Annotated in this window: 7 protein-coding genes, 1 tRNA gene and 2 rRNA genes (1 of these 10 only partly in view); 9 read left to right on the top strand and 1 reads right to left on the bottom strand. The window is 55.4% G+C overall.

Annotation, left to right across the window (positions count from 1 at the left end):
* The 9 genes from CHN51_RS01430 to CHN51_RS01390 all read left to right on the top strand — a co-directional run.
* Positions 1-2196: ribosomal RNA gene (locus CHN51_RS01430) — 23S ribosomal RNA — on the top strand; it begins 619 nt to the left of the window's first position.
* Between the two features lie 160 nt (positions 2197-2356).
* Positions 2357-2471 (top strand): 5S ribosomal RNA (rrf, locus tag CHN51_RS01425).
* A 131-nt stretch (positions 2472-2602) separates the two neighbouring features.
* A tRNA-Met gene (locus CHN51_RS01420) sits at positions 2603-2679 on the top strand.
* Positions 2680-3109: 430 nt separating this feature from the next.
* Complete coding sequence (locus CHN51_RS01415; RefSeq protein WP_164088940.1) at positions 3110-4615, top strand: alpha/beta fold hydrolase; 1506 nt, start codon at positions 3110-3112, stop codon at positions 4613-4615.
* A gap of 77 nt (positions 4616-4692) precedes the next feature.
* The gene (locus tag CHN51_RS01410; RefSeq protein ID WP_100092425.1) at positions 4693-5490 is read left to right on the top strand and encodes a hypothetical protein; all 798 of its coding nucleotides are present in this window, start codon (positions 4693-4695) and stop codon (positions 5488-5490) included.
* Positions 5491-5543: 53 nt separating this feature from the next.
* Positions 5544-6083 (top strand): hypothetical protein, encoded by a 540-nt coding sequence (locus CHN51_RS01405; RefSeq protein WP_100092424.1) that lies wholly within the window; start codon positions 5544-5546, stop codon positions 6081-6083.
* Between the two features lie 128 nt (positions 6084-6211).
* Complete coding sequence (locus CHN51_RS01400; protein WP_100092423.1) at positions 6212-8455, top strand: adenylate/guanylate cyclase domain-containing protein; 2244 nt, start codon at positions 6212-6214, stop codon at positions 8453-8455.
* Positions 8456-8665: 210 nt separating this feature from the next.
* Positions 8666-8977 (top strand): hypothetical protein, encoded by a 312-nt coding sequence (locus CHN51_RS01395; protein WP_123906210.1) that lies wholly within the window; start codon positions 8666-8668, stop codon positions 8975-8977.
* Positions 8978-8990: 13 nt separating this feature from the next.
* Complete coding sequence (locus CHN51_RS01390; RefSeq protein WP_100092421.1) at positions 8991-9989, top strand: FecR family protein; 999 nt, start codon at positions 8991-8993, stop codon at positions 9987-9989.
* Positions 9990-10273: 284 nt separating this feature from the next.
* On the opposite strand, the gene CHN51_RS01385 is transcribed toward CHN51_RS01390, so the two are convergent.
* Positions 10274-11710: a glutamate synthase subunit beta gene (locus CHN51_RS01385; protein ID WP_100092420.1), complete on the bottom strand. Its 1437-nt coding sequence runs from the start codon at positions 11708-11710 to the stop codon at positions 10274-10276.
* Positions 11711-11720: the final 10 nt, after the last annotated feature.

Below are 11720 nucleotides of genomic sequence, written 5' to 3'. Positions count from 1 at the left end.
TGCATAATGGGTCAGTGACTTAATCTATCTAGCAAGCTTAAGCCGTTAGGTGTAGGCGCAGCGAAAGCGAGTCTGAATAGGGCGACTGAGTTAGATGGATTAGACCCGAAACCCGGCGATCTAGGCATGACCAGGTTGAAGGTGCGGTAACACGCACTGGAGGACCGAACCATTTAATGTTGAAAAATTATTGGATGAGTTGTGTTTAGGGGTGAAAGGCCAATCAAGCCGGGAAATAGCTGGTTCTCCGCGAAAACTATTGAGGTAGTGCCTCGGATGTTTTCCTATGGGGGTAGAGCACTGGATGGGCTAGGGGGTCGCGAGACCTACCAAACCTAACCAAACTCCGAATACCATAGAGACAAGTCCGGGAGACAGACGGCGGGTGCTAAGGTCCGTCGTCAAAAGGGAAACAGCCCTAACCTACAGCTAAGGTCCCCAAGTCATATCTAAGTGGGAAAGCATGTGGGAATCCCAAAACAACCAGGAGGTTGGCTTAGAAGCAGCCATCCTTTAAAGAAAGCGTAACAGCTCACTGGTCTAAATAAGGGTTCCTGCGGCGAAGATGTAACGGGGCTAAAGATATGCACCGAAGCTTAGGGTTCAGAATTTATTCTGAGCGGTAGCGGAGCGTTCCGTAAGCGGATGAAGCCGAAGGGTAACCGACGGTGGACGTATCGGAAGTGCGAATGCTGACATGAGTAGCGACAAACAGTGTGAGATGCACTGTCGCCGAAAGCCCAAGGGTTCCTGCTTAAAGCTAATCTGAGCAGGGTGAGTCGGCCCCTAAGACGAGCCCGAAGGGGGTAGTCGATGGGAACACGGTTAATATTCCGTGACCTGGTGGAATGTGACGGATCTCGTGTGTTGTCTGATCTTATTGGATTGATCAGGCTTCGAAGAGGTTCCAGGAAATAGCTCCACCATATAGACCGTACCCTAAACCGACACAGGTGGGCAGGTAGAGTATACCAAGGCGCTTGAGAGAAGTATCCTGAAGGAACTCGGCAAATTACCTCCGTAACTTCGGGAGAAGGAGGCCCTGTCAGAAGGCAACTTTTGGCAGGGGGCACAAGCTGGGGGGTAGCGACTGTTTAGCAAAAACACAGGACTCTGCTAAGTCGGCTTCAAGACGACGTATAGGGTCTGACGCCTGCCCGGTGCTCGAAGGTTAAGAGGAGGAGTGCAAGCTCTGAATTGAAGCCCGAGTAAACGGCGGCCGTAACTATAACGGTCCTAAGGTAGCGAAATTCCTTGTCGGGTAAGTTCCGACCTGCACGAATGGCGTAACGACTTCCCCACTGTCTCCAGGATATGCTCAGCGAAATTGAATTCTCCGTGAAGATGCGGAGTACCCGCGGTTAGACGGAAAGACCCCGTGCACCTTTACTGCAGCTTCAGAGTGGCATTAGGAAAGAATTGTGTAGAATAGGTGGGAGGCTTTGAAACTTGGGCGCCAGTCCGAGTGGAGCCATAATGTGAAATACCACCCTATTGTTTTCTGGTGTCTAACCTAGATCCGTTATCCGGATCAGGGACCCTCTGTGGCGGGTAGTTTGACTGGGGCGGTCGCCTCCTAAAGAGTAACGGAGGCGCGCGATGGTTGGCTCAGGACGGTTGGAAACCGTCTGTTAGAGTGCAATGGCATAAGCCAGCCTGACTGCGAGACTGACAAGTCGAGCAGAGACGAAAGTCGGTCATAGTGATCCGGTGGTCCCTCGTGGAAGGGCCATCGCTCAACGGATAAAAGGTACGCCGGGGATAACAGGCTGATGATTCCCAAGAGCTCATATCGACGGAATCGTTTGGCACCTCGATGTCGGCTCATCACATCCTGGGGCTGGAGCAGGTCCCAAGGGTTTGGCTGTTCGCCAATTAAAGTGGTACGTGAGCTGGGTTCAGAACGTCGCGAGACAGTTTGGTCCCTATCTGCCGTGGGCGTCGATAATTGAGAGGAGTTGACCCTAGTACGAGAGGACCGGGTTGAACATACCTCTGGTGTACCAGTCATGCCGCCAGGCGTGCTGCTGGGTAGCTATGTATGGACGGGATAACCGCTGAAAGCATCTAAGCGGGAAGCCTCCCTCGAGATAAGTTATCATAGAGTCGTGGAAGACCACCACGTTGATAGGCTGGGTGTGGAAGTGCGGTAACGCATGAAGCTAACCAGTCCTAATTACTCAATTCGCGCTTGTAGAATCCCGCCATCAACAACAATGTTGGAAACAGCATGTTGCCTGATGAACGGACAATTAGGCTCGGCCCATGGTCAATATGCACGGCATCAAAAACCGTGCATCATCTTGCCACATCGATTAAAAGACCCGTGATTACAGCTTATGCGCCTGCTTCATTGCTTGGTGGCCATAGCGCCTGTGCCCCACCCGATCCCATCTCGAACTCGGCCGTGAAACCAGGTTGCGCCGATGGTACTTTGTCTCAAGGCATGGAAGAGTAGGACGTCGCCAGGCATTGCAGCAGGCGCATGAACAGTAGTCACGAGGAAATAACCCATTCACCTTTTCAAAAGCGGCCTGTCCCTCATAGGGCCGGCCGCTTTTTTACTTTCTGGTCCGCCCCACAAGGCCTCCAGACACGTTGGCGCGGGATGGAGCAGTCCGGTAGCTCGTCAGGCTCATAACCTGAAGGTCGTAGGTTCAAATCCTACTCCCGCAACCAACCAAAACACACAATCATCGAAAACATGCCTCGCTCGAAACAGCGAGGCTTTCCTGCGTCTGGAGAAAGCCCGTCATAACCTGCTGAAAGATATTTGGTTGGCGACCGAATCTGCGCTATCCTCCTGGTTGACCGTGCTGCGCAGGTCGCATGCCCTGATTGACCCGCAAGCACGGAGGGGGAATCATCAATGTCCGGTCGGGATAGAGAGAAACTGATATCGGCCGCCTATTCCGCGACCTTGTCCCCTGATCAATATTATGAAACCCTGGATATGATGGATGAGCTGATTTTCAGCGATCAATCAGCCAAATATATCGATGCGCTCAAACAGGGAGCTGATCCCGAGCTGATGGCGCATTTCCAAAGAGCCCATGATATCCAGCTGCTGCTTGGCCGCAAGAAGACCGAGAAGTCCGCCGAACGGATATTGCTGGACGCGACGCCAAATCCCGCACTGATTTTTGATCAGGCCGAGAAGATTGTCGCGATGAATGATCTGGCAAGACAGATGATCGGTGACGACTGTCTCACTCTGGCCGATTGCGGTGTCAGCGAGCATGTCCTGCAAGATATCCGGCAGTTTTTCGGAAGTGACGCCGTTCAGGAGATATTCGTTGAACCGGATCATCTGTTCGCCGGGAAAAAGATGAACAGCTGTCTGATGGTCAGGGAGATACCGGCTGTCGCCGATGTCGAACGGCCAGGTGGTAGCGGCCGTGCCGAGAAGTCATTCCTGCTCACTATCGTCAATTTGGGTTTTGACCCGTCGACGACCAGCCTGTTTCGCCAAGCCTATGGTTTGACGCCTGCGGAAGCAAGTGTCGCCGTCCATCTTGCAAACGGCATGCAGCTCCCGGAAATCGCTGCTGAACGTGACTCAACAATCGCAACATTAAGATCCCAGATCAAATCGATCAAAAAGAAAACAAATGCCCGTGATGTTCCCGCAATCGTAAGGCTGTTATGCGGCTTTTCAGCCGGCATGCTGACATCATCGCAATTGGCCCGAACCAGCGGGACTGTAGCCGAGGAGGCAAGGCCGCCTAGATCATCGGCCGAAATGATTTTGAGCGATGGTCGGAAAATGAGCTATCTTGAGCAAGGCAGTCCGGATGGCATTCCCGTGATCATGCTCCATAACATGCCCTATGGCGTGGAATTGCCGCAAAATGCGATAGCGGCGGCAAGCCGTATGAACTTGCGTATCATAGCGCCATATCGGCCCGGCTGCGGAAATTCCGATAATCTGAAAAACATTGATGCCGAGCAGCTGCTGGATCATGTCGCAGCTGATATTCAGGAATTGCTAGATCAGCTGGATATTTCGAAGGCTGTGATTGCGGGGCAGACGGTTGGCGCCATATTTGCACTGCGCTTCGCTCGCCTATATCCACGCTCGGTCTCAAGTCTGTTTGCCATTTCTCGCGCTCCGATATGGCGTGAAGAGTGGGCAGCGCAAATGCCCAAGCGTCAGCGGTTCATTCTGGGCCTCGCCAGGCATATGCCCCAACTTCTGCCACTTATCATGCGCGCTACGGTTGCTTTTATCGACAAGGGGCACGCAAAGACGCTTATTCAGTCGCTGTGCCAAAATAGTGCGGCGGATATGCAAGCTTTGAAAAATGCAGAAATTCTCGAATTGATGGCGCGGGGATGTGAGGAGGGACTGAAGCAGGGAGTCGAGGCTTTTTGTCAGGATTGCTTGTTGGCCATCATGGATTTTAGCGAGGAAGCAAAACTTCTGGAGACACCATTCCACATTCTTCACGGTGATCTCGACCAAATCGTCCACATATCCCAATCCGAATGTTTTGTGGCAAATGTTCCCGGCACAACATTGGAAATTGTGGAGGGAGCGGGACAGCTGCTCATATATAGCCACTGGGATTCTGTCTTCAGGGCTATCAAAAGAAGCCACAAGAACAGCAACTAATTCCGGTTTATCCCCAATATTGGGTATGACGGAATTCGCCGGTCAAGCTATGGGATGCTATCGATGGAGCACGTCCTATGCGAAAATATCTGATCTGTGCGATAATTTTGGCGATGCTCGCGGGATGTTCCAATAACCCCCGCGCTTTTGAAGAAACAACTGGCAATCCCGCCCATGATATCCAGCTATCGAGCGCGGATGCGACAGGGGAGGAGCCCGGCGGCCAGTCGCTTTGCCCCGGTGACGGGCCGACGCTTCCCGTGACCGGTATTTGCGAAGACCGTGCGAGAATTTATCTCGATATTGCTGGCGGCGATGCCCCGCAGATCCCCGATCATTGCTACTGGTCGGTCAACGAGACCGCGATAGTAGATAATATATTGCTCTATCTTGCCGCCACTTGCGATGGCAAAAAGGCTAGATTGGGATATGCTGGCGGCGCGCATTTTTCTGACCTTAATCTTGCGTGGTCTGCGGTTGCCAACGAAGCGCAGGAAGACACAGTTTTGATCCGCATCGGCGGCGCTGAACCCGATCGACCGCATCAGAATATTCTCTTCTACGCCCGGGACGCGATGGATGATCCGGTGGCCGCCGAGCGATGCGTTGTGCGTCCGGCGGGATTGGACGGATGGACAGCCGATGCCTTGGTCGTCGATGTCGGCGCGGAAGAGGCGGCAAAATCGTCCAGCGACAGCCCGCGGAGCACCTGCGGGCGGTTTGGGCTCGACGAGGGAAATTCATCCTTTTGGCGAGTATTTCAAGGCTATAGCTGGTGGTTCCAGCTTTCGCAGGATGTGTATCAGGATATCGATCCACGGTCCCTGACGCTCGTCAGGCCAGACGGGGCAGGTGGCTGGACAACGGTCGAGTGAAACCGTCCGCAGGATCAACTGGGGCAATGGGATAACGGGAGGAATATGAGAACATGTGCAAGAAAAATATTACCGGTCTGTTCGCGATTTTGGCTTTGACTGGCTGCGGTGGCGCTGAAGATGCTGGAGGCGAAGCGGCACCCGACAATATGTCCAATCAGGCCAGCTTGAATACCGACGTCAGCACAACGATGCCGGAACTGGCCCAAAGTGCAGAGACGAACGCAGCAGAAACTGACCAGAAGAAGGATGTTGAAATAGCTGACAAATCAACCGCACCGTCAAAAGCAGCCCCTTCCGTGAAAACTGCCGACTGCAAAATCACATCCATACCGGGCGATACCCAATTTAAAGGCGACTGCGAATTCATGCCCCACGGGGGAGGAAGCTTCACGGTCAAACGTTCCAATGGCCAGTCCTTTGTCGACGGTATTACCGCCTTCGTGGCCGAACTTGATAGCAAGACCGCAGCCGGCCTTTCCGCTCGCGATGCCAATGGCGATCTGACCTATCTGGGCGTGGCCGAAAAGTCTCCGGTCGATGGCGCTTGCTGGGAAAGCGAAAATCACTCTGTTTGCGTTTATGCGAAATGAGTGTCCCGGACATTATATTTGCGCCAGTCGAAAGTTAAAGCCTTGTCCTATATCGAAAATCTGGCGAAAATAGTTGCCATTCAGCTTTCGATCCCACAAGCAGTGCCATCGTTCCGGGGGGATTGAGCATGATAGCGAAATTGAAGAGGTGGTGGCGACGGAGCAGTTGGGCCGTCATCACCGGCCTGATCGTGATCTTCGGCATCGCTTATCTGCAGACGGCCAATGTTCCCCTGATCACTCCCACAATCGACCGTCTCTCACTGATGGTCTTTGACAATTATCAGCGTCTGTCGCCTCGTCCCTATGAGGATGCAGCCGTCCGGATATTGGATATTGATGACGAAACGATCGCGCGTCAGGGGCAATGGCCCTGGCCGCGGACCGATGTCGCGCGGCTGACGCTGGCACTGGGCCGCGCCGGCGCAGCGGCGATCGCGTTCGACGTGGTGTTTTCGGAGACCGACCGCACATCTCCACATGAGCTGGCCAAACGCTTCGCCGAGAGCGATCCGGATGCCGCGGAGATATTGAATGCGCTGCCCGACAATGATGACCAGCTGGCCAGCATATTCGGCGTGACCAATACGGTGACGGGTTTTTTCCTCACCAATGGTCCGACCCAGCATCAGGCCGAGCCGAAAGCCGGTCTGATCGTGGCCGGTACATTGCCGAAATCCGCGCCGCACTATTCCAATGCAGTCATGCCGCTGGAGAAGCTGATGGCGCCGGCGATCGGCAACGGTTCGCTGTCAATTGCGCCGGACCCGGATTCGGTCATCCGCCGGGCGCCGTTGATCGCGATCCAGAATGACCGCGTTTTGCCCTCGCTGTCGCTAGATGCGATGCGGGTTGCGCTGGGGGCGGACTCTGTCATCGTCAACACCACGGATGGCAGCCGGGAGGGCGGTGAACCGGGCGATGTCGTCAGTATCCGCATCGCTGATATCGAAGTCCCGACCAATGAAGCCGGCGAGATCTGGATGCACTATACCGAGCCCGCACCCGAGCGCATCATTCCGGCGTGGAAGCTGCTGCCCGGAGAGTCGAGCGACGAGGAGTTGCAGGAGCTGTTTGAAGGGCAGATCGTGTTTGTCGGCACCAGCGCCATCGGCTTGCGCGATTTGCGCTCGACGCCATTGAATGACCGGGAATTGGGGGTGATGATCCATGCCCAGGCGACGGAACAGATGATCTTGAAGAAATTCCTCTATCGGCCCGACTGGGCTGTCGGGCTGGAGCGCGCGCTGATCCTGGTTCTGGGGATCGGTCTGATCCTTGCGCTGCCTTCTCTTGGCGCTGCCTGGGGAGCGATGTTGGGCGGAACGATATTGGCGGCCATGTTCGGCGGCAGCTGGTTTGCCTTCAGCGAATATCAGTATCTGCTCAATCCGACCTGGCCCGCCATTGCCCTGATCGTCGCCTATCTGCTGGTGACCATCGCCGTATTTTACCGCGAAGAACGGCAACGCGCCCATATCCATGGTGCCTTTGACCGCTATCTTGCTCCCGAACTGGTGAGCCGGATCGCCGATGATCCGGGGCAGTTGGAACTGGGAGGCGAAGAGCGGGAAATGACGGTGTTATTTTGCGATATCAGAAGCTTTACCTCATTGTCGGAAAAGCTTCTGCCGAACGAGATAATCCGTTTCCTTATCGCGTTCCTGACGCCGATGACCAATATATTGATCGATCGCAAAGCAACGATCGACAAATATATCGGCGACGCCATCCTGGCATTCTGGAACGCGCCGCTCGACGACCCCGACCAATACGCAAATGCGGCGCGGAGCGCGCTGGCCATGTCGAAGCGTTTGGCAGAACTCAATGTCGAAATGCCGCAACAGACTGACGAACCATGGCCCGGGCAGGTCAGCATCGGTATCGGCATAAATTCCGGCCCCTGTTGCGTCGGTAATATGGGGTCCGAACAAAGGCTGTCTTATTCTCTCATCGGTGACACGGTGAATCTGGCATCCCGCATCGAGGGCATGACAAAATTTTTCGGAGTCGAGATTGCCATAGGCAGTAGTCTGAACAGTGAGCTACCCGGCTTCGCGACGCTGGAACTGGATCGGGTGCGTGTCGTCGGAAGGCAAATGGCCGAAACGCTTTACGTGCTCTTGGGCGATGAAGAGTTGGCGGAAGATTCCGATTTTCAGAAATTTGCAAAAACCCATACCGCGATGCTGGAAGCCTATCGGGCCAGACAGTGGAGCGCTGCGCTGAGTTTGCACAGCGAAAATAGCGCGATGACCGAAAAATATCGATTGACCAAAACATATCAAATTTATGCGGAACGCATTGCAGCGTTTCAATCAGAAGATCCGGGCGCAGATTGGGATGGCGTCTTTGAAGCTACAAATAAGTAGCCAGGCGACGCCGGATAACTAGGCAGACTGAAAAAAGGGCAAACCATTATGAATATTCGAAAAAACACTTTGCACAAAAGCGTTGGGGCTTGGCGCTTTTGCCGTGCAGCATTGCTTCCGGGCTTGCTGCTGATCTCTGGCCAGCTCGCTGCGCAGACAGTCGAGGGGGCCGCTGATCCACAGGATGCTCCGGAGGTTCAGGCCGAACTATTGCTGCTCGATGCCGAAATCGTGGAATCGTCCACCGAAGGGACGGCACTGCAACTGGCGGCAAAACAGATTGAAAGCAAAGATCTCTCCGGTGCGGCAACGACACTCGAACGCTATCTCATAACCGATCCGGAATCTCTGGTGGTTCGGGTTGAATATGCAATCATCCTTTGCCGTCTGGATGATCTACAGGCTGGCCGTTTTGAAGTGGCCAAAATTGCGGAGAACGGACTCGATCAACCGACCGCCGATCGCGTTCAGGCCGAATGCCAGATCACGGCATCCGATATGCCTGCCTTGAAAAACCGGTGAAGGAAGAGTCCCAATGAGAAATTTTCGCAATAGGAATATCGCCATTCTTGTGAGTGGCACGATGATTACTTCACCATTGACGGCCCAGACCGTGGGAATGAACTCTGCCGTTCGCAACAATGTGGAACTTCAGCAGACGGCAACCGGTGCGGCGCAAAAGGCGCGTATCAGGCAGCCTGTCAAGATGCGGAATGTCGTGACCACGGCAGCCGCCAGCACGCTCCAGATCACTTTGTTGGACCGATCTTCGCTCACCGTCGGTCCCAATGCGCGCTTAACCGTCAATCGCTTTGTCTACGACCCCAAGACCAAATCGAGCTCCGTTGGTACGACGCTGGTGAAAGGCACATTGCGCTTCTTGTCCGGCAAGTCGGCACGCGGCGGGCGCAACAGCATCAACACCCCCGCAGCGTCGATCGGGATCCGCGGAACGATGGTGGAATTGGCTGTAGGGGAAGATGCCGTCACCATCGGCAAGTTGCAGCCTGGTCTTGTAATGGGTGGCAAGGTTGATCCGCAGACCGCGTCGCTCATTGTGCTCCGTGGTCCGGGACCCAAAGCTCAGCTCGGCGAAAAAAGCGGCATCATTGACGTAACAGCCGCCGGAAAAACGGTGACAATTACGCAACCTGGCATGGCTGTTTTTGTTCCGTTCCTGGGGGCAGCGCCTTCCGCACCCTTCCAGTTGTCAAACGGGGCATATGGCGGTTTCGACAATATGTTGAGAACCACGCCTAGCGCCAGTGCGCCAGCGAGCCAGCAATCATCCAGCCAGCAGTCGCCGAGCCAGAATGCCAATAGCGGCAACACCGCGACCAGCACTTCGACAGCCGGTTCTGGTTCCGGTGCGGGCGCCGCTGGAGCGGCAGCTGGAACAGGAGCTGGGATTGGCTCTGGCGCTGTTGCCGGAATATTGGGCGCGCTCGCTGCCGGCGGTTTGGTGGCCGCTACCTCGACCGGTTCGGACGATCCAGTTGAAGTGGAAGAAGAAGATCCACCGGTCAGCCCATAAGTCAGCTTGCGCGCTATATTGGCGCGCAAGTCGAATTGTTGCCGCAGCGCCGGGCGAGAAGTTGAGCACTTTGCTCCGTGTTTGACTTCTCGCCAGCGTCTGGCTGAATCTGCAAATTTGCCTGATTCCTGAGTGCTGACCAATTTGGTGCAGCCAAAGGCGTCGGCTCATTGTCCCGCAGCGCGATTGACCGGACAATAGTTCAGGCTTGAGGTTGTGGGGTGGGAGCAGATGAGCTTTGACCTACCAGTCGCCACGCATCCGCTGTTGACGCAGCTTCGCTATCAGCGAGGCAGCAAACTTTTCCCCATGAGCTGCAAATCGACGGCGCGAGCGCATTGCCGCCCTTCGCGGATCGCCCATACGACCAGGCTTTGACCCCGTCGCATGTCGCCGCAGGCAAAGACGCCCGGCTTGCTGGTAGCATAGTCCTGAACATTGGCCGCGACATTGCCGCGGGGGTCGAGTTCGACCTCCGACTGGTCGACCAAGCCCATCTGGCGCGGCCCGACAAAGCCCATGGCGAGCAGAATCAGGTCGGCTTTCAGGGTGAATTCGCTGCCGGCGATTTCCTGCATCTGGCCGTCGACCCATTCCAGGCGAATGCACTCGAGCCCTTCGACATTGCCGTTCGTACCGACCACCCGTTTCGCGAGAATAGCCCAGTCGCGTTCGCAGCCTTCGAGATGGCTCGACGATGTGCGCAGCTTGAGCGGCCAGTCGGGCCATGAGAAGGTCTTGTCTTCCTTCTCTGGCGGCTTGGGCATGATTTCGATCTGGGTGACCGAAGCAGCGCCCTGGCGATTGGAGGTGCCAACGCAGTCGGAACCGGTATCGCCGCCGCCAATGACGATGACATGCTTTCCGGTCGCGGTGATCGTGCCGCGCGGTGCGGCGCGCATTTCCTCGTCACCGGCGTTGCGCTTGTTCTGCTGGGTCAGAAATTCCATCGCGAGACGGACACCGGACATTTCATAGCCCGGAATATCCAGCATACGCGGTTTCTCCGCGCCGCCGGACATGACAACCGCATCATAATTTTCCTGCAGCGATTCGACCGAAACGCTCACGCCAACCTCGGTGCTGGTCCGGAATTCGACGCCTTCGGCTTCCATCTGCACCAGCCGGCGGTTGATCAGATGCTTTTCCATCTTGAAATCCGGGATACCGTAACGCAGCAGGCCGCCCATCCGGTCGTTCTTCTCGAACAACGTCACATTATGGCCGGCGCGCGCCAGCTGCTGGGCACAGGCCATGCCGGCAGGGCCGGAGCCGACAACGGCGACCGACTTGCCGGTTTTCTTTTCCGCTATCTGGGGGGTGATCCACCCTTCTTCCCAGCCGCGATCGACAATCGCGCATTCGATGGATTTGATATTCACCGGGACATCGTCGATGTTCAGCGTACAGGCCGCTTCGCAAGGCGCCGGGCATATCCGTCCGGTAAACTCGGGGAAATTATTGGTCGACTGCAGCGTTTCGAGCGCGGTCTTCCAGTCCCCCTCATAGACCAGATTGTTCCAGTCGGGGATGATATTGTTCACCGGGCAGCCGTTGTGGCAATAGGGGATACCGCAATCCATGCAGCGGGCCGCCTGGTTCTTGATCTCCGGTTCCGGCAGCGGAATCGTGAATTCCTTATAATGCGTCAGCCGCTCCTTAGGATCGGCATAAGTCGCGTCCTTGCGGTCAATCTCGAGAAAGCCTGTTACTTTACCCACGGTCTACTCC

Origin of the sequence: Sphingorhabdus sp. YGSMI21, from assembly GCF_002776575.1 — a bacterium.
Classification (GTDB): Bacteria; Pseudomonadota; Alphaproteobacteria; order Sphingomonadales; family Sphingomonadaceae; genus Parasphingorhabdus.
The sequence above is the reverse complement of the archived record's forward strand: the minus strand, read 5'-3'. Positions and strand labels throughout refer to the sequence as shown.